This window comes from Cellulosimicrobium sp. CpK407 (assembly GCF_051844275.1).
Taxonomy (GTDB): Bacteria; Actinomycetota; Actinomycetes; order Actinomycetales; family Cellulomonadaceae; genus Cellulosimicrobium; species Cellulosimicrobium cellulans_G.
Window position 1 is genome coordinate 1 of record NZ_JBGNYC010000038.1, and the last position, 21926, is coordinate 21926.

Here is a 21926-nt window from a genome sequence, read left to right on the forward strand (position 1 = left end):
CCGCGTCGCGGTCCGGACCCTCGCCGCGGCGGTGGTGGTGACGGCCGGCGTCGTGGTCGTCGAGGGCGGCGGCTCCGGCGACCCCGTCGGCGTCGCGCTCGCGCTCGGCGCGCTCGCGTGCGAGGTGTGCTTCTCGCTGCTCGCCGTGCCGCTCCTGCCGACGCTCGGTACGCTGCGCGTCTCCGCGTACGCGTGCGTCCTGGCCGTCCCGCAGCTCGCGCTGCTCGGCCTCGTCCGGCAGCAGGTCACGGGGCAGGCGTTCCTCGTCGTGCCCGACGCAGCCGAGCTCGCCGCGCTCGCGTACCTCGCCGTCGTCGTCACGGCCGTGGCGTTCCTCCTCTGGTACTCCGGGCTGGCCGCGATCGGCCCCGCGCGGGCCGGGCTGTTCGCGGGCCTCCTGCCCGTCGCGGCGCTCGGGGCCTCGGTCGCCCTCGGGTTCGAGTCGCCCGACGCCCGCTCCGTCGTCGGGACCCTCGTCGTCGGGGCCGGGCTCGTCCTCGGCCTCGCGGCGACGTCGCGGCGTCCCGACGCGCCGGCGCCCGCACGCCGCGCCGAGGAGCCGGCCCCCGCACCGAGCGCGAGCCTCGCCCCGCAGCGGCTACCGTGACGGTCGTGACCAGCACCGACCCCACCCCCGCAGCCCCCGCCGACGGCCCCCGCCCGCACGCGCTCCCCCGCCAGGTGTCGGAGACGTTCGACCCGGGCGCGTGGCGCGACGTCGCCGGGTTCGAGGGACTGACCGACGTCACCTACCACCGGGGCGTGGAGCGCGACGCGGACGGCGCCGTCGTGCGCGACCTGCCCGTCGTGCGCGTCGCGTTCGACCGGCCCGAGGTGCGCAACGCGTTCCGCCCTCACACCGTGGACGAGCTGTACCGCGTGCTCGACCACGCGCGCATGACGTCCGACGTCGGGACGGTGCTCCTCACGGGCAACGGCCCGTCCCCCAAGGACGGAGGGTGGGCGTTCTGCTCCGGGGGCGACCAGCGGATCCGCGGGCGCTCGGGCTACCAGTACACGACCGCGCCCGACGGCGGCGGCGAGGTGCACACGCGCGACGCCGTCGACCCGGGGCGTGCGGGGCGCCTGCACATCCTCGAGGTGCAGCGGCTGATCCGGACGATGCCCAAGGTCGTGGTCGCGGTCGTCAACGGGTGGGCCGCAGGAGGCGGGCACTCGCTGCACGTCGTCGCCGACCTGTCGATCGCGAGCCGCGAGCACGCGCGGTTCAAGCAGACCGACGCGAACGTCGGGTCGTTCGACGGGGGCTACGGCTCGGCGTACCTGGCGCGGCAGGTGGGGCAGAAGCGGGCGCGGGAGATCTTCTTCCTCGCGCGGGAGTACTCGGCGCAGGACGCGTACGAGTGGGGCGCGGTGAACGAAGTCGCGGACCACGCCGACCTGGAGGCCCTCGCGATCGAGTACGCGCGCGTGATCGCGACGAAGTCGCCGCAGGCGATCCGGATGCTCAAGTTCGCGTTCAACCTCGCGGACGACGGGCTCATGGGCCAGCAGGTCTTCGCGGGCGAGGCGACGCGGCTGGCCTACCTCACGGACGAGGCCGTGGAGGGTCGCGACGCGTTCCTCGAGCGACGCGACCCGGACTGGGGCCGGTTCGGCTACGCGTTCTGACCCGCGGGTCAGGAGCCGCCGACGAAGCTCGTCAGCATCTCGATGAGGCCGCGGCCGACGAACGCCGCGGCGACGGCGAGGCCGAACAGGAGCCCGACCGAGATCGCGACGGGCGCGGCCGAGCGGGCGACGCCGGGCTCGTCGTCGCGCGGCGTGCGCGGCGCGTAGGACGGCGGGAGCTGGCCCTCGGTCGGGCGCGGGGCGCCCTCGCCGGGGGTGCCGGGCTGGGACGGGTGGACGGGGTGCGGGACGACGGTTGCCATGACTCCACGGTGCCGCCCGGGACCCCGTCGGCGCGTCGGCCCCGCGGCTCGACCTGGACGTCCACCGGTCCCCCTCGGGGCGGAGCGGTCGTACGCCGTGGGGAGGACCCGGAGCCCGCCGCCGGGCGAGCGAGCCGTCAGGAGATCTCCCAGCTCCCCGACCCGACCGGCACGAGCTCGATCCACGAGGCCCCGGGCTCGAGCTCGACGGGCGCGCCGTCCGCCCCCGTGAGCACGAGCGGGGCGTCGACCGCCTCCTTGGACCAGGACACCGCCACCTGCTTGCCGCCGCTCGCGACGACCCCCTCGCCGGTCCCGACGAGCTTCGTCTCCGGGACGGGCACCCCCGCGGGATCCTTGAACGAGGTGTTCTCCATCGGCGCGGCGAGCAGCACGACGTTCGTGGCCGCGAGCCGCACCTCGTCCGACGACACGGCCGGGGTGTCGCCCTCGCTGCGCACGTACCGGCCCTCGTCGGCGCTCCACTCCCACACGGCGCGGCTCGCGTGCGTGAGCCGGACGTCGAGGCGCGCCGCGGACGCGCCTGCCGCGGTGGCCGTGCCGGACCCCGGCTCCCGGGCGAAGACGAGCTGGGCGGGCGGGGGCGACGTGCGGTCGCCGTCGGCCTGGGCCCAGAACTCCTCCGGGCTGCCGTACACGTTGTGCGGCGCCCGGCGCGCGCGCGTCGTGGTGAACCCGTCGTCGCCCTCGTCCATGACGACCGACTGGGTGCCCGCCGCACCGACGGCGTCGATGAACGGCTGCTGCCCACCGGTGTACGCGAGGATCCCGTGCAGCGGCCCGACGATCGCGGGGTCCATGGGCCGGACCGACCGGACGGGTCCCACGCGCTCGGGGACCTGCGAGTGGTAGACGGCGACGAAGCGCGTGATGCCGCCCTCGACGACCTCCTCCCACACGACGTCGGCCTGCTCGAGGCCCGTCTGCGGACGCGCCTGGGGCGCGTTCTCGATCTTCACCGCGAGCGCCGGCCGGTCGGCGACCTCCTCGGCCGCGACCCCGGTGAGCGGCCACACCAGCGGCACGTCCGGTTCCGGCGGCGTGCCCTTGTCCGCGGACACGTCGGCGTCGACCGTCTCCGTCACGGGCGCGGCGGGCTCGCCGCCGCACCCCGCGAGCAGGACCGTCGCCGCGGCGAGCGCGGCGACCAGCCCCGCCCGGAGCGTGCCGGCCCCTCGTCCCGTCCTCGTCATCCTCGACCTTCCCGTCGGCCCAGGACCGGTCCTGGGGCAGCCCCTGCGACGGACGTGCGTCTCCGGGCCACCCTACGGCCCGGCCTACGCTGATCCGGTGAACCGCGCCGTCGTCCCCGCCGATCTCGACGCCCTGGTCGCGGCGGTCGGCGCCGCCCTGGACGGCGAGGGCGCCCCGGTGGCGCCCGTCCCGCTGCTCGACCGTCCCGGGCGCGCCGACGTCCCACCAGGCGCCGCGCTCGTCCTGCGCACGTCGGGCTCGACGGGCGCGCCGCGCGAGGTCGTGCTGTCCGCGACCGCGCTGCGGGCCTCGGGCGCGGCGACGCACGACCGGCTGGGCGGCCCGGGCCACTGGCTCCTCACGCTCCCCCCGACGCACGTGGCGGGCGTCCAGGTCGTCGCCCGCGCCCACGCGGCCGGGCGAGGCCTCACCGTCGCGCCACCGGACGAGCCCTTCACCCCCGCCGGCTTCGCGGCGCTCGTCGGCCGCACCCCGCCCACGGAGCGCCGGTACGTCTCGCTCGTCCCGACGCAGCTCCACCGCCTCCTCGTCGCGGCCGACGCGGGCTCCGACGGCGGCACGGCGGGCCTCGACGCGCTCTGCGCCCTTGACGCGGTCCTGCTGGGCGGTGCCGCGACGCCTCCCACCCTGCTGCGCCGCGCGCGGGCGGCGGGCGCGCGCGTCGTCACGACCTACGGCATGACGGAGACGAGCGGCGGGTGCGTGTACGACGGCGTCCCGCTCGCGGGCGTGCGCGTGCGGCTCGGCGCGGGCCAGGAGGGGACGGACGCGTCGGGAGGGGCCGCGGGCGTCGTCGAGCTCGCCGGGCCCGTCCTCGCGGACGGCTACCTCGGTGACCCCGGCGCGACCGGGCACGCGTTCCGGACCGACGACGACGGCACGCGCTGGTTCCGCACGAGCGACCTCGGTCGGCTCGACGGGCCTCCGGACGACCCGACGCTCACCGTGCTCGGCCGGGCCGACGACGTCGTCGTCTCGGGCGGCGTCAACGTCGCCCCGGCCGCGGTCGAGGCCCTCGTCGCCGAGGTCGAGGGCGTGGGCGAGGCGTGCGTCGTCGGCGTGCCGCACCCGGAGTGGGGGCAGGAGGTCGTCGCGGTCGTCACGACGGCGGGGCGTCCACCCGCCCCGTGGACCGCCGACGGCGCCCACCCCGACGGCGGCGTCGCGGACGCCCCGACGTCGCTCCTCGCGGCGGTCCGGAACCACGTCGCGGATAGGCTGGAGCGTGCGGCGGCACCGCGTCGCGTGCTCGTCGTCGGGGAGCTCCCGCGCCGCGGGCCCGGCAAGGTGGACCGCGCCGCGGTGGCGCGGCTCGCCGTCGGGCACCTCCAGGTCCCCCCTGGGTGAGCCCGCCCGCGGTCCCACCACCCTGCACGACCCGCACGACCGAGACGGAGCACCATGGCCAGCACCACCGAGTGGGTCGCGGGCGCGCGCCCGCGCACCCTCCCCGCCGCCGCGACGCCCGTCATCGTCGGGTCCGGCGCCGCGGCCCAGGTGGACGGCTTCGCCTTCTGGCCCGCGCTGCTCGCCCTCGGCGTCGCGCTCGCGCTCCAGGTGGGCGTGAACTACGCGAACGACTACTCCGACGGCGTGCGGGGGACCGACCTCGACCGCGTCGGCCCCATGCGGCTCACCGCGACCGGCGCCGCGCGACCCGGTCAGGTGCGCGCCGCGGCGTTCGGCGCGTTCGGCGTCGCCGCCGTGCTCGGGCTCGTGCTCTGCGCGGTGACCGGCCACTGGTGGCTGGTCGCCGTCGGCGCCCTCGCGATCCTCGCGGGCTGGTACTACACGGGCGGGCGCAACCCCTACGGCTACCGGGGTCTCGGCGAGGTCGGGGTGTTCGTGTTCTTCGGGCTCGTGGCCACGCTCGGCACCACGTACACGCAGGCGGGCGTCGTGACGTGGCCGTCGGCCGTCGGCGCGGTCGCGGTGGGCCTGCTCGCGTGCGCGATCCTCATGGTGAACAACATCCGCGACATCCCCACCGACGTCGCCGCGGGCAAGCGGACGCTCGCGGTGCGGCTCGGCGACTTCCGTGCCCGCCGGGCCTACGTCGCGATGATCTGGTTCCCGCTGCTGCTGGCGGTCGTGTGCGCGTTCGCGGCGCCCTGGTCGCTCGCCGTCCTGCTGCTCCTGCTGCCCGCGGTGCTGCTCACGGTCCCGGTGATCGCGGGGGCACGCGGGCCGCTCCTCGTGCCCGTGCTCGCCGGGACCGGGCTGTTCGAGCTCGCGTACGGCGTGCTGCTGGGGGTCGGGCTGGCGCTCTGAGCGCCGTCGGTCCTGCGCCGGGTGCAGCGGCAGGGCTCAGCGGGCCGACGACGCCCCGGGCTGCTCGGTCGGCGTCGTGTCCGCACCTCTCGAGGCGGCGTCCTCCTGCGCGTCGAGGGCCGCGTCCTCGGCCGCCGCGTCGTCCTCGATCTCGCGCGAGAACCGCTCGCCCGTCCGGGCGCGGTGCTCGGCCCGCTCGGCGAGGTAGCGCGACGCCGCCTCACGGGGCGTGCGCAGCGTCAGGTAGGACAGCATGAGCGCGACGACCGCGGCGACCAGGACGAGCAGCCAGCCCCGGAGGCCGGCGAACCAGAGGACGCCCAGCGCGACCGCGAAGAGGAGCAGACGCAGGACGGAGTAGATCACGACAGGCACGACTCCAGGGTACGGCCCGTAGGCTGGAGCCATGCTTCGCGTGCTGCTCCCCCTCCTCGCCGTCGGCCTCGCGGTCTACGCGCTCGTCGACCTCGCCTCGAGCGACGAGGAGGAGCGCGGCGGCATCCCGAAGGGGCTGTGGATCGTCCTCATCATCCTGCTGCCGTTCCTCGGCCCGGTCGCCTGGATCCTCGTCAAGCGCTCCGCGTCGCGGTCCGGCTCGCGGTACGCGGCCGGTCGGCCGTCGGGCGGTGCGTCGAACGGCGGCACGCGCCGCCGTCGCAACGCCCCCGTCGCGCCCGACGACGACCCCGAGTTCCTCTGGCGGCTCGAGCAGCAGCAGCGCCGCCAGGCGCGGGACGAGGCGCCCTCGCCCGCGACGGACGACGCTCCCCCGGCGGCCGGGGGCACGACGGAGGACGACCGCACCGAGGACGACGGCGACGCGCACCCTCCCGGCGCGAGCAACGGGTCCGACGACGGCGACGACACCGCCCGCTGACCGACCCACCGCAGTGAGGTCGAGCGCGGTGTCGGACCGGGTCAGTCGCCCGGGTTGAGGCCCGAGTACGAGTGCTTGCCGTTGAACAGCAGGTTCACGCCCGTGAAGTTGAACAGGACGCACGCGTAGCCGACGATCACGAAGTACGCCGCCCGGCGGCCGGACCAGCCGCGGGTCGTGCGGGCGTGCAGGTACGCCGCGTACACGATCCAGACGACGAAGCTCCAGACCTCCTTGGGGTCCCAGCCCCAGTAGCGGCCCCAGGCGTGCTCCGCCCAGATCGCGCCGCCGATGATGGTGAACGTCCACAGCACGAACGCGACCGCGTTGAGGCGGAAGCTGAGCGCCTCGAGCTGGAGCGGGCCCGGCGTCGAGTCGAGCCAGCGCCAGCCGCGCGCGCCGAGGAAGGCGTTCCCGGAGTCGCGCGAGTCGCGCAGGAGCTGGAGCACCGACGTGACGAACGCGACGGTGAAGATGCCCGTCGCGATGATCGCGACGCCCACGTGGATGACGAGCCAGTAGGACTGGAGCGCGGGCTGCACGCCGGTCGCGGCGACGAAGAACGCGTTCTGCGCGAGCACGAGGAACAGCACCGCGAGGCCCGTGACGAACGACCCGAGGAAGCGCACGTCCCGCTTGAGCGACACGGCCAGGAACACCGCGAGCGCGACGAACGCGCCGACGAGCGTGAACTCGTACATGTTGGCCCACGGCGTGCGGCCGGCAGCGATCCCGCGCGTGACGATCGCGACGAGCAGCAGCGCCGTCCCGAGCCACGTCAGCGAGATCCCGATGTTGGCGGCCTTGCGCGACGGCTCGGGCGCGGCGACGGGTGCGGCGTCGACGACGTCGGGCGTGTCCGGGCCGTACGGCGAGACGGACGCGCCCGCGCCCGCGAGCACCTCCGCGCCGGGCACCTTCGCGTCGGCCCGTGCCTCGGCCCGCTCGTCGTCGGCGCGGCCCGCGAGCCGCGCGAGGTCGATCGCGAACGCGACGAGCGCGACGGTCAGGGCAGTCGCAGCGGCCCAGACGAGGTCCTGGCTCAGCTCGGCTACGGTCATCGGTCAGCCTTTCGTGCGCGGTCGCGCGGTCGGGTCCTGTGCGGGACGCGCGGTGGAGCGGGTGCGGTCGGCCGGTGCGCGTCCCGACGACGTGGTGAGGTCACCCTCACCCGATGGTGCCACGCCCGGGAGCGCGGCGAGAAGCGAGTCCACCTCGCCCTGGAGCCCGGCATCGTCCCCGCGGGCGAGACCCGCGACGGCGACGACGGTGCGCTCGCGCGGGCCGTCGTCCCCGTCACCGGGCACCTCCTCGCGCCACGCGCGCACCCACACGCGGCGGCGCGGGGTGAACAGCGAGACGGCGAGACCCGCGAGCGCGCCGAGCGAGAACACGAGCACCCACGTGAGCGACGGGTCGTGCCGCAAGTCGAGGGCGACGTAGCGCGGCAGCGAGTCGAACGTGATCGTGCCGAGGCCGTCGGGCAGGTCGACCGTCTCGCCCGGGGCGACGAGCAGCTTCACGCGCTCGCCGTCCGCGTCGACCGACGGCGTGAGATCGTCCGTGTCGAGGCGGTAGACGTTCTGCGGCAGGCCCTCGTCGAGACCGAGGTCGCCCCGGTAGACCTCGAGCACGAGGAGCGGGTTGATCGGCTGCGGGTACACCGACTCCGCGGTCTCGCCGTCCTCGCTGAGCTGGGCCGTCGGGAGGAAGTACCCGACGAGCCCGATCTGGTCGAGGCCGGACGACACGTCGGGCACCTTGATGACGCCGCGCGAGGTGTACATCGTGTCCTCGGGCAGGAACGGCACGCGGCCCGAGAACGCCACCTCGCCGTCGGCGTCGTGCACCGTGACCTCGGGCGCGAACCCGTTGCCCTGGAGGTAGATCTTGGCGCCGCCCGCGGTGAGCGGGTGGTTGACCTTGATGGTCTCCTCGTGGGACTCGCCGTCGGGGTCGCGCACGGTGACCGTCGCGGTGAAGTCGCGCGACTGCGCGAACGCGACGGAGTCCTGGGCGAACTCCGACTCGAACGCGTCGAGCGTCATCGAGAACGGCACGAGCGACGACGGCCGGAACCACGCGCCGTTCTCGAACGTGTCGTAGTCGACGACCGCGTTCGCGAACCCCCGGCCCTCCGTGACGATCGCCTGGCCGCGGTAGTGCAGGAGCTGGCCCGTCGCGACGGCGACCAGGAGGCCGACGAGAGACAGGTGGAACAGCAGGTTGCCGGTCTCGCGCACGTAGCCGCGCTCGGCGGACACCGTCCGTGCCGCGGGCCGCGCGGCGGCACGGCCCCGCGCCGGGGCGGCCTCCTCGGCGCCCGTGTCGACGCGGAACGTCGGCAGCCAGCGGAGCCGGCCGCGCAGGTGGCTGCTCGCCGCCGCGACGACCTCGTCCGGAGAGGCGTCGGTGACGGCGCGCGCCTGCGCGGGGAAGCGGTCGAAGCGTCGCGGCGTGCGCGGGGGCCGCGTGCGCAGCGCCTGCCAGTGCGCCTTGGTCCGCGGCAGGATGCAGCCGACGAGCGAGACGAACAGCAGGATGTAGATCGCGGAGAACCACACCGAGGCATAGACGTCGAAGAAGCCGAGCCGGTCGAGCCACTCCCCCGTCGTCGGGTTCTCCTGCAGGTACCGCAGCACGGCCGCCGGGTCCTGGGGGCGCTGCGGCAGGACGGAGCCGGGCACCGCTGCGACCGCGAGCAGCATGAGGAGCATGAGCGCGACGCGCATGCTCGTGAGCTGCCGCCACGTCCAGCGCAGCGTGCCGCGCCACCCGAGCCTCGGGAGCGCCGGGCCGCCGTCGCCTCCCGCGCCGCCCCCGCCACCCGACGGCGTCCGGTCACCCGGGCCGTCGCCCGCGGAGAACGCGTCGTCGATGCCCTCGGGGCGGTAGCCCGTCGGCGTCGGACGCTCTTCTGATCTCTCGGCCTGGCCGGTCCGCTCGGTCATCTCACACCACCGTCACGTAGCCGTCGATCCAGCCCTGCATGGTCGTCGTCCACGTCGTCCACAGGCCCGTGACCAGCGCGAGGCCGATGAGCACGAGCAGCCCGCCGCCGATCCGCATGATCGCGAGGCGGTGCCGGCGCAGGAAGCCGAGCATGCGCTGCGAGCTCTGGAGCCCGAGCGCGATGAGCAGGAACGGCACGCCGAGACCGAGGCAGTAGGCGACCCCGAGGACCGCGCCACGGCCCGCCGAGGCCTCGTTCAGCGACAGCGACTGCACGGCGACGAGCGTCGGACCGAGGCACGGCGTCCAGCCGAGCCCGAACACGATGCCGAGCAGCGGCGCTCCCCACAGCCCCGCCTGAGGGCTCAGGTGCAGGCGCCGCTCGCGCTGGAGGAACGGGACCGCCCCCATGAAGGCGAGCCCCATGAGGATGACGACCACGCCCAGGACGCGAGTGATGACGTCCTCCCAGCGGACCAGGTGCACGCCGACCGCGCCGGCGGCGACCATCAGCGCGACGAACACGAGCGTGAAGCCGGCGACGAAGAGCCCGACGCCCGCGAGGACGCGGCCGCGGCTCGGCGCCGCGACCCGCGTGGCCGTCGTCGTCCCTCCGGACGCGCCACGCCCGCTCCCGGCGTTCGCCGCGGCCATGCCCGAGACGTACCCGACGTAGCCGGGCACGAGCGGCAGCACGCACGGCGAGGCGAAGGAGACGAGCCCCGCCAGGATCGCCACCGGGACCGCCAGCAGCATCGACCCGCTCCAGACCGTCGCGGCGAACGTGTCGCCGACGCTCGTCGCGGCGGCGGGGAGCGCGGCGGCCGGGACGGTGGCGGCGAGGGACGCGAGGGTGACCACGGTCAGCCGGCCGCCTCGTCCTCGGCGAGCACGTCGTCGACGAGCGCGTTCAGGGTCGAGCCCTCGGCGAGCCCGATGACGCGTGCCGCGACGCGGCCCTCGCGGTCGAGCACGACCGTCGACGGGACCGCCTGGAGCGGCACCGTGCCGGAGAGCGCCGCGACGACCTCCCCGCTGCGGTCGTCGATCGACGGGTACGGCACCTCGAACCGGCGCTGGAACGCCTGCGCGGCCCCGGCCTCGTCCGTCGTGTTGATGCCGAGCACCTGCACGCCGTCGTCGGCGCGGTCGTTCGCGAGGGCCACGAGGTCGGGCGCCTCGGCGCGGCACGGCGCGCACGCGGCGTACCAGGTGTTGAGCACGACCACGTCGCCCAGCCAGGCGCTCGTGTCGACCGGCTCGCCCTCGTAGTCGGTGCCGGTGAGCGCGACGACGTCGCCCCGCTCGCCCGCGTCCCAGGTGCGGACCGAGCCGTCGCCGGAGACGTAGCCCTGCCCCACGACGTCCGTCGTCGCGCCGGAGTCCTGGGCGCACGCCGCGAGGCCGAGCGTCGCGGCGAGCACGACGCCCGCGGTCAGCACGCGGCGGACGGGCGGGAGGGCGCGCGCGGCACGCGCGCGCGAGCTGGCGGTCACAGCGGCATCACGGGAGGCACCCTGCCCGGGGTTCCTGGACGCCACCTGGGAGACGTGACCTCCGCCACTCCCGAACGGGACGGTTCGGGCGTCCGGACGGCGACGACTGCGCGAGACATGACCGACGTCACGCCCCCGCGACGGTCGCGGCGCCCGGGAGGAGGTCGGCGACCGGCTCGGAGTAGTGCAGGCCGACGAGGCGGTCGTCCTCGAAGTGCAGCGACGTGAGCGACGCGAGCGAGCACTGCCGCTTGCGCGGGTCGTGCCACAGGCGGCGGTTCTCGAAGCTCAGGCGCGTGAGCCACACGGGGAGCTGGTGGCTCACGAGGAGCGCCTCGTGGCCCGCGGCCTTGTCCCGGGCGTCGGCGACCGCGGCGCGCATGCGCGCGACCTGCTCGGTGTACGGCTCGCCCCAGGACGGCCGGAACGGGTTCCACAGGAAGCGCCAGTGCTGCGGGTGGCGCAGCGACCCGTCCCCGACGCCGAAGGTCATGCCCTCGAAGTGGTTCGCGGCCTCGATGAGCCGGTCGTCGGTGCCGAGCTCGAGCCCGAACGCCTCGGCGGCGGGCGTCGCCGTCTCCTGGGCGCGCTGGAGCGGCGACGCGACGACGACGGCGAGGTCCGCGCGGGGGCGGGACGCGCCGTCGGGCCCGGGCTCGCCCGCGAGGTGCGCGGCGACGCGGCGGGCCATCTCGTGGCCTCGCTCGGAGAGGTGGTAGCCGGGGATGCGGCCGTAGAGGACGCCGTCGGGGTTGTGGACCTCGCCGTGGCGCAGGAGGTGGACGATGGTGGAGACCATGCGCACCAGTGTCCCGCACTCCCGGCCCTGACCGGCACCCGCGGGCCGGCGGCTCCCGGAGCGACCCGGGTCAGGAGTCGCGGTCGGCCTTGCACGCCTCGGCGACGGCCGCCATCGCCTCGCCGAGCGCCCGGAACTGCTCCGGCGTGAGCACGTCGACCATGAACCGGCGCACGGCGGCCACGTGGGCGGGAGCCGACGCCACGAGGACGCGGTAGCCCTCGGTCGTCATCTCGCAGTTGACCCCGCGGCGGTCGCCCGTGCTCGCCGAGCGCCGGACCAGGCCGCGTGCCTCCATGCGCGCCACGGTGTGGGTCACGCGGCTGCGGGACCGGGCGAGCCCGTCGGCGAGGGCGGACATCCGCAGCGTGTGGTCCGGGCTCTCCGAGAGCCGCACCAGCAGCTCGTACTCGTTGAGCGACACGTCCGACCGCTCCTCGTGGTCGCGCCCCAGCGACTCGATGAAGCGCACGGTCCCGTCGAGGTAGGCGCGCCACAGGCGCTGCTGCTCGGCGTCGAGCCAGCGCGGCTCCGCGCTCGCGGCCGCGGTGGTCCCGCGGGCGGTCGTCGTCAGCTGGTGGTCGACGTCGTTGCTGGTCATGGGTCCTCGGGCGCTGGCGGACGGGGGCGGGTTCAGGGGTGGAACCTCGCCGAACATTGTTCCACCTCACCGGGAATAGACGGATCACCCCCTGCTGTTGATACGCTCGTACGAAGTTGAACCTTCAACCAAGTTCGGTCCCCCGGGACCCTCGACCCCTTCAGGAGCACCCATGGCCACGCCGCTGCCCGCCGGGCTCAACGCCGGTACCTACGCCCTCGACTCGTCCCACTCGCAGGCGGCCTTCACGGTCCGCCACGCCGGCATCTCCAAGGTGCGCGGCACGCTCGCCATCACGGCCGGCACCATCACCGTGGGCGACGACCTCGAGTCGACCTCCGTGACCGCCGAGCTCGACGCCGCGTCCGTGAGCACGGGCGACGCGAACCGCGACAACCACCTGCGCAGCGCGGACTTCTGGGACGCCGAGAACAAGCCGACGTGGACCTTCGCGTCGACCAGCATCTCCGGCGACGGCGACGACTTCGTCGTGGCGGGCGACCTGACCATCAACGGCGTGACCAAGCCGGTCGAGCTCGAGACCGAGTTCGCGGGCACCGCGACCGACCCGTTCGGCAACGCGCGCGCCGGGTTCGAGGCGACCACGGAGATCTCCCGCAAGGAGTTCGGCCTCACCTGGAACGCCGCGCTCGAGACCGGCGGCGTGCTCGTGGGCGACAAGATCAAGATCGCCCTCGACGTCTCGGCCATCAAGCAGGCCTGACGACCGGCTCCCGGGACACTCTTCCCCGGTACCGTTCCCCGAAACACTGCACCCCCGGCAGGGGTGCCGCCCCGAGGGGCCGCGTGCGCGAGCACGCGGCCCCTCGTCGTTCAGCGGTCCTGCGCCTCGGCGAGCGCGCGCGCCTGGGAGTGGAACGCGAGGATCTGCAGCTCGCTGCCGACGTCCACGCCGCGCACGTCGACGTCCGCGGGCACCTGCAGCGCACGCGGCGCGAAGTTGAGGATCTCCCGCACGCCCGCCGCCACGACCCGGTCCGCGACGGACTGCGCGTGCGCCGCCGGCGTCGCGAGGACCACGATCGACACCTTCTCCCGCGCCACGACCTCCTCCAGCGCGTCGACGTGCTCGACGACGAGGCCCGCCGCCCGCGTGCCCACGACCTCCGGCGACGCGTCGAGGAGCGCCGCGACGTGGAAGCCCCGCTGCTCGTACCCCGAGTAGTTCGCGAGCGCGTGCCCCAGGTTGCCGATCCCGACGATCGCGATGCGGTGCTCGTCCACGAGCCCCAGCGCCTCGGTGATGTACTGCGCGAGCGAGTCCACGTCGTAGCCCACGCCGCGCGTGCCGAACGAGCCCAGGAACGACAGGTCCTTGCGGAGCTGCGCCGGACCGACGCCGGAGAGCTCGGCGAGCTCGACCGACGACGTCGTCGCGACGCCCCGCGCCACCAGGTCGCGCAGCGCCCGCAGGTAGGACGGGAGCCGCGCCACCGTCGCGCTCGGGATACCCGGCGCCGTCACCTCACCGACTACCTGCTCAGCCACCCGTCACCCCGTCGTCCTGGGACCGTCCTCGTCGACGGTCGCGCTCCACCGGGAGGAATCATCCCAGGTCCGCGCGCGCCGTCGAAATCCGACCCACCGCGCGGGCGAGCCGGCGGGCGTCCACGCGCCAGAACCCCTGCTGCACGCCGCCGACCGTCACGACCGGGACGTACTCGCCGTACTGCTCGCGCAGCGCCGGGTCCGCGTCCGGCGCGTCCACGTCCACCTCCGCCCACGCGACGCTCGCCTCGGCGCACACCGCCGCGACGACGGCGCGCGCGTCGTCGCACAGGTGGCACCCCGCTCGGCCGTAGAGGAGGACGGGAGGGGCCGGCGCGTCGGAGGTGCTCACGCCTCCCAGGGTACGAGGACGCGGCCCCGGGCCGAGCGCGGGACCGCCTAGAGTGGGGACATGGCGACGTCTTCCGGTCCGGGCCCCGTCCCGACCCCCGGGTCGACCGCCTCCGAGGCCGCGCCCGACGCCGGCCGCACACCCCCCGCACCCGCGCACCGCACCGCCGCGTTCTTCGACGTGGACAACACGATCATCCGCGGCGCGTCGTCGTTCCACCTCGCCCGCGCGCTGTACCAGCGGGAGTTCTTCTCGACGCTCGACATCGTGCGCTTCGCCGTGCACCAGGCGCGCTACCTCCTGTTCGGCGAGAACAAGCAGCAGATCGACCGCATCCGGTCCCGCGCGCTCGCCCTCATCGCGGGTCGCTCCGTCGCCGAGGTCACCGCGATCGGGGAGGAGGTCTACGACACCGTCCTCTCGCTGCGCATCTACCCCGGCACGCGCCGCCTGCTCGACGAGCACCTCGCCGCCGGTCACCAGGTGTGGCTCGTCTCCGCGACCCCGGTCGAGATCGGGGAGCTCATCGCCCGCCGGCTCGGGACGACCGGCGCCCTCGGCACCGTCGCCGAGCACGAGGACGGCTTCTACACCGGCCGCCTCGTGGGCGACATGATGCACGGCCGCGCCAAGGCCGCCGGGGTGCGCGCGCTCGCCGAGCGCGAGGACATCGACCTCGACGCGTCCTACGCCTACGGCGACTCGCTCAACGACGTGACGATGATGGAGGCCGTGGGGCACCCGTGCCCCATCAACCCCGACGCCCGCCTGCGCCGCCACGCGCAGGACGTCGGCTGGCCCATCCGCGAGTTCCGCGGCCGACGCCGTCGCGTCGCCCGCAGCAGCGTCCGCACCGCGAGCTGGGCCGGCGCCGCCTGGGCCGCCGCCCTCGTCCTGCGCTCCGTCCGCCGCGCCGTCGACCGCCGCATCTCGCGCCTCTGACCACCCCGCTCCCCCGAGCCGGCGCCCTCGCCCCCGCCCCCGCCCCCGCGAGAGAGAACCCTGGTCCCGCGAGGTAGAGGCCTGGTAGGCCAGGGCTCCACCTCGCGTGATCGTCCGAGACGCGTCGAGCCCGGTCCCTCGGGAGGGGCCGGGCTCGACGGCGGGTCGGCGCGTCAGGACGCGCGCGACGTCACTTCTTGTTGCGACGCTGGTGACGCGTCTTGCGAAGCAGCTTGCGGTGCTTCTTCTTGGCCATGCGCTTGCGGCGCTTCTTGATGACGGAGCCCATACGGTCCTCGCAATGCTCGAGCGGCGTGTCGGTCGGCGACCGGTCGACCGGCCGCGTGTGGTCCACGGTTGATCGGGGCGCCCGGCGACCACGAGGGCGCCGCGAGCCGACCAACACGAGAGAAATCCGCCCCCTAGACTACCCGCTCGCGCTCGTGCCCCGGTACGCCGCCCGGCGCGCGGACCCGCACGACGCCCCGGGCATCCCGGGGGACGACCGCCTCAGTCGAAGTGCGGGTCGAGGCCGAGCAGCGGGAAGACGGCGCGGCGCGTGGCCGCGACGGCGCGGTCGACGTCGTCGTCGGGGTCGTAGCCGCTGCTCCAGCGGCGCACGTCGACGGGCGGGCCGAAGGCGAGCGGGGCGTCGAACCCGGCGACCTCGGCGACGCGGGCGCGCCACTCCTCGGGCAGCGGCTCGCCCGCCGTCACCGGCCGGTGCACGACCTCCCCCACGACCGCCGTCCACACGAGCGGCACGACGCGCGCGATCGCGTACCCGCCGCCGCCGAGCGCGAGCCAGCGTCCGCCGGTGAGCTCGTGCGCGAGGTCGTGCACCTGAGCGAGCGCCGTGCGCTGGGCGTCCACGGAGACGTCGAGGTCGGAGAGCGGGTCCTCGCCGTGCGCGTCGCACCCGTGCTGGGTGACGAGGACCTCGGGCCGGAACGCCCGCAGCACCGGCGGCACGACGGCGTCGACCGCCCGCAGCCAGCGCGCGCCGTCCGTGCGGCGGGGCAGCCCGACGTTGACCGCCGTGCCCTCGGCGCCCGCGCCCCCGACGTCGGTCGGGTGCCCGGTACCGGGAAAGAGCGTCGTGCCGCTCTGGTGGACGGACACGGTGAGGACGCGCGGGTCGTCCCAGAACGCCTCCTCCACGCCGTCGCCGTGGTGGGCGTCGAGGTCGACGTACGCGACGCGCGCGACGCCGTCGTCCAGGAGGCGCCGGATCGCGACGGCCGCGTCGTTGTAGACGCAGAAGCCCGACGCCGCGCCCGCCTTCGCGTGGTGCATGCCCCCCGCGACGTTCACCGCGTGCCCGACGCGCCCCGCGGCGATCTCCCCCGCCGCCTCGTAGGAGCCCGCGACGATCCGGGCCGCGGCCTCGTGCATCCCCGGGAAGACCGGGTCGTCCTCGGTGCCGAGACCACGGGCCGGGTCGGGGGTCCCGTGCTCCGACGCCGCGCGCACGGCCGCGACGTACGCCGGCTCGTGCACGAGGCCGAGGACGTCGTCGCTCGCGGGCTCCGGCCCGACGACGCGGGGCGCACCCTGAGGCGCACCGTCGCCGTCGAGCAGGCCCAGCGCGCGCACCAGACCCATGGTCAGGTCGAGCCGGGCCGGGGACATGGGGTGCCCGGGACCGAAGTCGTACCCGAGGAGCTCAGGGCTCCACACGACGCAGGATCCGGGCGCCGCGGCGCTCCCCCGGGCGGAGGCGGGCGACGACGGGGGGTCGGTCGTGGGCATGGCTCACGGTAACGCCCGGCGCCGCGGCCCCCGCCCCGACGGACCGGTCACCGGACCGCGGTGCGGCGCACGGGGGCCGGACGCGGCATGATGTCCCGGCGCCGGAGCGGCGACATGACGGGTCACCAGGCCCGTGGCAGAGTGACGCGAGTGGTGAGGGAGGCTCCATGCCGACGAGCATGACCGGGCGCCTGTTCAAGGGGCGGGAGATCGTCGACCGCCTCGCCCGGCAGTCGCCCGCACGCCTCGCCGTCACCGTGTTCGCCGCCGTCATCGCGGTCTTCACCGCGCTCCTCATGGCCCCCTGGGCGACCGCGAGCGGTCGCGCTGCCCCGTTCGTCGACGCCCTCTTCACCGCGACGTCCGCGGTGTGCGTCACGGGTCTGGTCGTCGTCCCGACGGGCACGTACTGGTCGACGTACGGGCAGGTCGTCATCCTGCTCGGCATCAAGATCGGCGGCCTCGGCGTCATGACGCTCGCGTCGATCCTCGGCATGGCCGTGTCGCGGCGCATCGGCCTCACGCAGAAGCTCCTCACCGCGTCCGAGACGAAGACGACGCGGCTCGGCGAGGTCGGCTCGCTCGTGCGGGTCGTCGTCATCACCTCGACGTCGCTCGAGCTCCTCATCGCGCTGCTCCTGCTGCCCCGGTTCATCGTGCTCGAGGAGACGTTCGGCGAGGCCGCGTGGCACGGCATCTTCTACGGCATCTCGGCCTTCAACAACGCCGGGTTCATCCCGACCGAGCAGGGCCTCGCGCCGTACGTCGGCGACTGGATGCTGTGCCTGCCGATCATCCTCGGCGTGTTCATCGGCTCCCTCGGCTTCCCCGTGATCCTCAACGTCATGCGCAACCGCAAGCGCGTGTCGAAGTGGAGCCTGCACACCAAGCTCACGCTCACGACGAGCGCGGCCCTCGTCGTGGTCGGCACGGTCCTGTTCGCGGCCGTCGAGTGGACGAACCAACGCACGCTCGGCCCGCTCGCGTTCGGGGAGAAGCTCCTCGCCTCGCTGTTCGCGGGCGTCATGCCCCGCTCGGGCGGCTTCTCCACCGTCGACACCGGCGGAATGCACGAGGCGAGCTGGCTCATCACCGACGCCCTCATGTTCGTAGGCGGCGGCTCCGCGTCGACCGCGGGCGGCATCAAGGTCACGACGCTCGCCGTCATGCTCATCGCGATCGTGTCCGAGGCGCGCGGCGACCGGGACATGGAGGCCTTCGGGCGCCGCATCCCCCGCGACACCCTGCGGCTCGCCGTCGCCGTGTCCTTCGTCGGTGCGACCGCGGTCCTGCTGGCGAGCCTGCTCCTGCTGGAGATCACGGGCGAGACGCTCGACGTCATCCTCTTCGAGACGATCTCCGCGTTCGCGACGGTCGGCCTCAGCACCGGCATCACGCCCAGCCTCCCGGATGCGGGCAAGTACGTGCTCGTCGGGCTCATGTTCGTCGGGCGCACCGGCACCATGACGTTCGCCGCCGCGCTCGCGCTGCGCGACCGTCGCCGCATCGTGCGCTACCCCGAGGAGCGCCCCATCATCGGGTGAGCGGACCGCCTGCCGCGGCGTACGCCGTCGGGCACCGCCACCGACCCACCCCGACCACACGAGAGGCCCCACCGTGACCGACCCCTTCTCCCGCGGCGCCGACCCGAGCGCCGGGCCGACGACCGGGAAGGACGCCCTGCCGGCGGACCCCGTCGCCCGGCGCATCGTCGAGCGCGGGCGCGCCGAGCGCTCCCGCCGCGACGAGGCGAAGGCGCCGCGCAAGGACGCCGGCGTGCTCGTCATCGGTCTCGGGCGCTTCGGGACGGCCATCGCCGCCACGCTCGACCGCCTCGGCCAGGACGTGCTCGCCGTGGAGCGGGACCCCGAGCTCGTCGCCCAGTGGAGCGGGCAGCTCCCCCTCGTCGAGGCCGACGCGTCCAACCCCGTCGCCCTCGAGCAGCTCGGCGCGCGCGACTTCCCCGTCGCGGTCGTCGGCGTGGGCACGTCGCTCGAGGCGAGCGTGCTCATCACGGGCAACCTCGTCGACATGGGCACGCCCCAGATCTGGGCCAAGGCGATCTCCGCCGAGCACGGGCGCATCCTCCAGCGCATCGGCGCGCACCACGTCGTGTTCCCCGAGGCCGACGCCGGGTCCCGCGTCGCGCACCTGGTCTCCGGCAAGCTGCTCGACTACATCGAGGTCGAGGACGGCTTCACGATCGTCAAGATGCGCCCGCCCAAGGAGGTCCAGGGCTTCACGCTCGCGCAGTCCAAGGTCCGCGAGCGCTACGGCGTCACGGTCATCGGCGTGAAGTCTCCCGGCGAGGACTTCCTCTACGCGACCCCCGAGACCCGCATCAGCGCCAACGACCTCCTCATCGTCTCCGGCCACGCCGACCTCCTGGAGCGCTTCGCCGCCCGCCCCTGAGCCCCCGCGGCGCCGGGTCGGGCCGGGCTGCGGCCGCGCGGTCGCGTCCGCGCCAGGTCAGGGCTGCGGGCGGTGCAGGAGGAACACCCCGCGGTGCAGGGGGCGGTCGAGGCGCTGGTCGTCGGTCGCGACGTACTCGTCGAGGACGGCGAGGATGCGCCGGTCGAGCTCGGCGACGTCGTCGTCGGAGAGGTGGAGGCCGAAGGTCGCGGCCGTCGAGACGGCGTCGGGACCCGCGGCGAGGGCGTCGTCGAGCGCGGCGGCGAAGGGTCCGAACCGGACGTCGGGCGCCGTGCCGCGCAGGGGGTCGTCGAGCCACCAGGTCGCACCGGTCGCGCGGTAGGGGCGTTCGAGCGCTCCCCCGGCGCCGGTGCGCACGTCGGCGGGCTCGAGCAGGCCGGCGCGGACGAGGAGCCGGACGTGGTGGAGGGCCGTGCCGGGGGCGACCCCGAGGTGGTCGGCGAGCTCCTTGTTGGTCATCTCGCGCGTGCCGCACTGCCGGACGATGCGCTGGCGCAGGGGGTGGGCGAGCGCCTTGGCCTCGAGCGCCGTGGGCGGACGCCGTCCGGGCACGGCGGGCGGCGTCGCACGCGTCGTCGCTGCTGGCTCCTGCGGCGTGGGCTCGGCGCTCATGGCACCCATCGTACGTCGATCGATCGAGATCCACCGATCGATTGGGATTTCTCGATCACTGTGCCATGCTGACGCCATGGCCCTCGCACCCCGCCGACGACGGACGGTCGGCACGCCCCTGGGCGGGCCGTTCCGGCGCCTCTGGACCGCGTCGACGGTCTCCAACCTCGCCGACGGCGTGCTCAAGGTCGCGCTGCCGCTCGTCGCGGTCCGCTACACCGACTCGCCCGCGCTGGTCGCCGGGCTGACGTTCGCGCTCACGCTGCCCTGGCTCCTCTTCGCGCTCCCCGCCGGCGCGCTCGCCGACCGGCTCGACCGGCGCCACGCGATGATCGGCGCCAACGCGGCGCGCGCGCTGCTCGTCGTCGCGCTCGCCGCCGTCGCGCTCGTGCCCGACGCCGGCAGCATCGCCGTGCTCTACGTCGTCGCGTTCGGCGTGGGCGTCACGGAGACGCTCTACGACACCGCCGCGCAGTCGATCCTGCCGCAGGTCGTCCCGCGCACCGCGCTCCCCCGGGCGAACGGGCGCCTGTACGCGGCCGAGCTCACCGCGAACCAGTTCGTCGGGCCGCCGCTGGGCGGGCTGCTCGTCGCGGCGGGCGCGGCGGTGGCGTTCGGCCTCCCGGGCGCACTGTGGGCGCTCGCCGTCGGGCTGCTCGTCGGCCTCCCGGGCTCGTACCGACCCGAGCGCTCGACCCGCACGACGCTGCGGGCCGACATCGCCGAGGGCCTGCGCTTCCTGTGGCACGACCGGATCCTGCGCACGCTCGCCCTGATGGTCGGCGGCATCAACTTCGCGAGCAACGCTGCGTTCGCGATCTTCGTGCTCTACGCCGTCGGCCCCGACTCGCCCCTGGGGCTGTCCGAGCCCGCGTACGGCGTGCTGCTCACGACGACCGCCGTCGGCGCGTTCGCCGGGTCCTTCGTCGCGGAGCGCGTCGTCGCGCTCGTCGGCCGGGCGCGCTCCTTGGCGCTGACCGTGCTCAGCACCGTCGCGCTCGTGGGCGTCCCCGCGGTGACGACGAACGCGTGGGTGATCGGTGCCGTCTACGCCGTCGGCGGGGCGGGGATCGCGGTGTGGAACGTCGTCACCGTCTCGCTCCGGCAGCGGATCACGCCCGACGCGCTGCTCGGTCGCCTCAACTCCTGCTACCGGCTCGTCGCGTGGGGGACGATGCCGCTCGGCGCGGCGGCCGGCGGTCTGCTCGGCGAGCTCTTCGGCCTGCGGAGCGTGTTCGTCGCCATGGCGGCGGTGTCGGCCGCGACGCTGCTGGGCATGCTCGTCGTCGACGACCGCGCGATGGACGCCGCGGAGCGTGCCGCCGACGAGCGCGACGACCTCGGGCGCCACGAGGACGAGCAGGCCGCGGGCGCGGCTACCGAGGACTGAGGCTCGCCCCGGTCAGGCGGCGGACCTGCCCTGGTGCGCCCGACGGCGCAGCGCGGCACCGGCCGCGACGGCCAGCCCCGCGAGCACGGCGGCCCCGACGAGCCCCGTGCCGGTCGTGGCGAGGCCGCCGGGGCGCGGGGAGGCGGACGCCCCGCCACCGGTCGTGCCGCCCGTGCCCGTGGACGGCGTGCCGCCGGGCTCCTGCGGCTCGCCCGGCGCGGCGAGGACGACGAACGGCTCGGACAGGACGTCGGCACCGTCACCCGGTGCGGCGAGGCGGATGTGGTGCTCCCCCGGTGCCGTCCCGGCGGGGATCGTCGTCACGAGCTCGAACGCGCCGTCGGCGTCGGTCGTGACCGTGCCGAGGAGCACGGGCTCGCTCTCGAGCCAGACCTCGTAGGTGGTGTGCGGCGCGAGGCCGGTGCCGCGCACCACGAGCTCGCCGCCGACGACGAACGGGCCCTCGCCCACGACGACGACGCGCGGCCCCGCGGGCACCTCGCGCTCGGTGATCTCGACGCTCACGCGCACGCCGTCGGCCGGGTCGGGGACGGTCGTGGTGAGCGTGGCGGCCGAGGCGGCGCCGGCGGGGACGACGAGGGAGCCGGCGATCACGAGGGCGGCGAGCAGCCTGCGGGTGGTCGTCACTGCGATGAACCTCTTCGTCCGGCCCGGGGTGGGCGCCGCTGGGTCCCCCCGAACCCGGCTGGACGAGCGTCCAGCCGCGATCATCTTGCCATCTTGGACGCCTGAACTGAACATCTGTCCAGGTTGTTCACCCGCTCGCCGCCGGCAGCACGAAGCTCGGC

Annotated in this window: 25 protein-coding genes; 10 read left to right on the forward strand and 15 right to left on the reverse strand. The window is 75.1% G+C overall.

Going from position 1 to position 21926, the window contains the following annotated elements; translation table 11 throughout:
* Together ABWU78_RS15265 and ABWU78_RS15270 are read left to right on the forward strand one after the other, a co-directional pair.
* On the forward strand, nucleotides 1-607 hold a 607-nt coding region (locus ABWU78_RS15265; RefSeq protein WP_439158876.1), incomplete at its 5' end, for an EamA family transporter.
* 5 nt (nucleotides 608-612) lie between these two features.
* Complete coding sequence (locus ABWU78_RS15270) at nucleotides 613-1632, forward strand: 1,4-dihydroxy-2-naphthoyl-CoA synthase (RefSeq protein WP_253055060.1); 1020 nt, start codon at nucleotides 613-615, stop codon at nucleotides 1630-1632.
* Nucleotides 1633-1640: 8 nt separating this feature from the next.
* On the opposite strand, the gene ABWU78_RS15275 is transcribed toward ABWU78_RS15270, so the two are convergent.
* Entirely contained in the window at nucleotides 1641-1895 is a 255-nt protein-coding gene (locus ABWU78_RS15275; protein WP_353707751.1) for a hypothetical protein, read from the reverse strand.
* 137 nt (nucleotides 1896-2032) lie between these two features.
* On the reverse strand, nucleotides 2033-3109 hold the full coding sequence (locus ABWU78_RS15280) for a DUF3048 domain-containing protein (RefSeq protein WP_439158877.1): 1077 nt from the start codon (nucleotides 3107-3109) through the stop codon (nucleotides 2033-2035).
* Nucleotides 3110-3206: 97 nt separating this feature from the next.
* On the opposite strand from ABWU78_RS15280, the gene ABWU78_RS15285 reads away from it, so the two are divergent.
* Both ABWU78_RS15285 and ABWU78_RS15290 read left to right on the forward strand, forming a co-directional pair.
* A complete protein-coding gene (locus ABWU78_RS15285; protein WP_439158878.1) occupies nucleotides 3207-4478 on the forward strand; it encodes an AMP-binding protein in 1272 nt (423 codons plus the stop codon).
* 54 nt (nucleotides 4479-4532) lie between these two features.
* The gene (locus tag ABWU78_RS15290) at nucleotides 4533-5402 is read left to right on the forward strand and encodes a 1,4-dihydroxy-2-naphthoate polyprenyltransferase (protein ID WP_439158879.1); all 870 of its coding nucleotides are present in this window, start codon (nucleotides 4533-4535) and stop codon (nucleotides 5400-5402) included.
* A gap of 36 nt (nucleotides 5403-5438) precedes the next feature.
* Here the strand turns inward: ABWU78_RS15290 and ABWU78_RS15295 are convergent, their stop codons facing one another.
* Nucleotides 5439-5777, reverse strand: a complete 339-nt coding sequence (locus ABWU78_RS15295) for a DUF4229 domain-containing protein (RefSeq protein WP_253055055.1) — start codon at nucleotides 5775-5777, stop codon at nucleotides 5439-5441.
* 31 nt (nucleotides 5778-5808) lie between these two features.
* On the opposite strand from ABWU78_RS15295, the gene ABWU78_RS15300 reads away from it, so the two are divergent.
* Nucleotides 5809-6279: a PLD nuclease N-terminal domain-containing protein gene (locus ABWU78_RS15300; RefSeq protein ID WP_439158880.1), complete on the forward strand. Its 471-nt coding sequence runs from the start codon at nucleotides 5809-5811 to the stop codon at nucleotides 6277-6279.
* A 41-nt stretch (nucleotides 6280-6320) separates the two neighbouring features.
* Here the strand turns inward: ABWU78_RS15300 and ccsB are convergent, their stop codons facing one another.
* From ccsB to ABWU78_RS15330, 6 genes are all read right to left on the reverse strand, one after another.
* Complete coding sequence (gene ccsB / locus ABWU78_RS15305) at nucleotides 6321-7340, reverse strand: c-type cytochrome biogenesis protein CcsB (protein WP_353707745.1); 1020 nt, start codon at nucleotides 7338-7340, stop codon at nucleotides 6321-6323.
* Between the two features lie 3 nt (nucleotides 7341-7343).
* Nucleotides 7344-9230 (reverse strand): cytochrome c biogenesis protein ResB, encoded by a 1887-nt coding sequence (gene resB, locus ABWU78_RS15310; RefSeq protein WP_439158881.1) that lies wholly within the window; start codon nucleotides 9228-9230, stop codon nucleotides 7344-7346.
* Between the two features lies 1 nt (nucleotide 9231).
* Nucleotides 9232-9987, reverse strand: coding sequence for a cytochrome c biogenesis CcdA family protein (locus ABWU78_RS15315; RefSeq protein ID WP_439158892.1), 756 nt, complete (start codon nucleotides 9985-9987; stop codon nucleotides 9232-9234).
* A gap of 107 nt (nucleotides 9988-10094) precedes the next feature.
* Complete coding sequence (locus ABWU78_RS15320) at nucleotides 10095-10727, reverse strand: TlpA family protein disulfide reductase (protein WP_253055051.1); 633 nt, start codon at nucleotides 10725-10727, stop codon at nucleotides 10095-10097.
* 127 nt (nucleotides 10728-10854) lie between these two features.
* A complete protein-coding gene (locus tag ABWU78_RS15325; RefSeq protein ID WP_253055050.1) occupies nucleotides 10855-11526 on the reverse strand; it encodes a histidine phosphatase family protein in 672 nt (223 codons plus the stop codon).
* Nucleotides 11527-11596: 70 nt separating this feature from the next.
* Complete coding sequence (locus ABWU78_RS15330) at nucleotides 11597-12127, reverse strand: MarR family winged helix-turn-helix transcriptional regulator (RefSeq protein WP_353707743.1); 531 nt, start codon at nucleotides 12125-12127, stop codon at nucleotides 11597-11599.
* Between the two features lie 172 nt (nucleotides 12128-12299).
* Between ABWU78_RS15330 and ABWU78_RS15335 the strand changes: the two genes are divergently transcribed.
* Entirely contained in the window at nucleotides 12300-12851 is a 552-nt protein-coding gene (locus tag ABWU78_RS15335) for a YceI family protein (RefSeq protein WP_253055048.1), read from the forward strand.
* 110 nt (nucleotides 12852-12961) lie between these two features.
* On the opposite strand, the gene ABWU78_RS15340 is transcribed toward ABWU78_RS15335, so the two are convergent.
* Together ABWU78_RS15340 and ABWU78_RS15345 are read right to left on the reverse strand one after the other, a co-directional pair.
* Complete coding sequence (locus ABWU78_RS15340) at nucleotides 12962-13636, reverse strand: redox-sensing transcriptional repressor Rex (RefSeq protein WP_253055047.1); 675 nt, start codon at nucleotides 13634-13636, stop codon at nucleotides 12962-12964.
* Between the two features lie 58 nt (nucleotides 13637-13694).
* Nucleotides 13695-13988, reverse strand: coding sequence for a glutaredoxin family protein (locus ABWU78_RS15345; protein WP_439158882.1), 294 nt, complete (start codon nucleotides 13986-13988; stop codon nucleotides 13695-13697).
* Between the two features lie 60 nt (nucleotides 13989-14048).
* Here ABWU78_RS15345 and ABWU78_RS15350 point away from each other — a divergent pair, with 60 nt between their 5' ends.
* Nucleotides 14049-14930 carry an HAD family hydrolase gene (locus tag ABWU78_RS15350; RefSeq protein WP_253055045.1) on the forward strand — a complete coding sequence of 294 codons (882 nt, stop codon included), beginning with the start codon at nucleotides 14049-14051 and terminating at the stop codon, nucleotides 14928-14930.
* Nucleotides 14931-15120: 190 nt separating this feature from the next.
* Here ABWU78_RS15350 and ABWU78_RS15355 read toward each other — a convergent pair whose 3' ends face one another.
* Together ABWU78_RS15355 and ABWU78_RS15360 are read right to left on the reverse strand one after the other, a co-directional pair.
* A complete protein-coding gene (locus ABWU78_RS15355; RefSeq protein WP_003792170.1) occupies nucleotides 15121-15219 on the reverse strand; it encodes a 30S ribosomal protein bS22 in 99 nt (32 codons plus the stop codon).
* A gap of 221 nt (nucleotides 15220-15440) precedes the next feature.
* A complete protein-coding gene (locus ABWU78_RS15360) occupies nucleotides 15441-16682 on the reverse strand; it encodes an acetoin utilization protein AcuC (RefSeq protein WP_253055044.1) in 1242 nt (413 codons plus the stop codon).
* A gap of 167 nt (nucleotides 16683-16849) precedes the next feature.
* On the opposite strand from ABWU78_RS15360, the gene ABWU78_RS15365 reads away from it, so the two are divergent.
* Both ABWU78_RS15365 and ABWU78_RS15370 read left to right on the forward strand, forming a co-directional pair.
* On the forward strand, nucleotides 16850-18226 hold the full coding sequence (locus tag ABWU78_RS15365; RefSeq protein WP_253055043.1) for a TrkH family potassium uptake protein: 1377 nt from the start codon (nucleotides 16850-16852) through the stop codon (nucleotides 18224-18226).
* Nucleotides 18227-18389: 163 nt separating this feature from the next.
* Nucleotides 18390-19094 carry a potassium channel family protein gene (locus ABWU78_RS15370; protein WP_253055131.1) on the forward strand — a complete coding sequence of 235 codons (705 nt, stop codon included), beginning with the start codon at nucleotides 18390-18392 and terminating at the stop codon, nucleotides 19092-19094.
* Between the two features lie 57 nt (nucleotides 19095-19151).
* Here the strand turns inward: ABWU78_RS15370 and ABWU78_RS15375 are convergent, their stop codons facing one another.
* Nucleotides 19152-19727, reverse strand: a complete 576-nt coding sequence (locus ABWU78_RS15375) for an ArsR/SmtB family transcription factor (protein WP_253055042.1) — start codon at nucleotides 19725-19727, stop codon at nucleotides 19152-19154.
* A 76-nt stretch (nucleotides 19728-19803) separates the two neighbouring features.
* On the opposite strand from ABWU78_RS15375, the gene ABWU78_RS15380 reads away from it, so the two are divergent.
* The gene (locus ABWU78_RS15380; protein ID WP_439158883.1) at nucleotides 19804-21117 is read left to right on the forward strand and encodes an MFS transporter; all 1314 of its coding nucleotides are present in this window, start codon (nucleotides 19804-19806) and stop codon (nucleotides 21115-21117) included.
* Between the two features lie 12 nt (nucleotides 21118-21129).
* On the opposite strand, the gene ABWU78_RS15385 is transcribed toward ABWU78_RS15380, so the two are convergent.
* Nucleotides 21130-21765, reverse strand: coding sequence for a hypothetical protein (locus tag ABWU78_RS15385; RefSeq protein WP_439158884.1), 636 nt, complete (start codon nucleotides 21763-21765; stop codon nucleotides 21130-21132).
* Nucleotides 21766-21926: the final 161 nt, after the last annotated feature.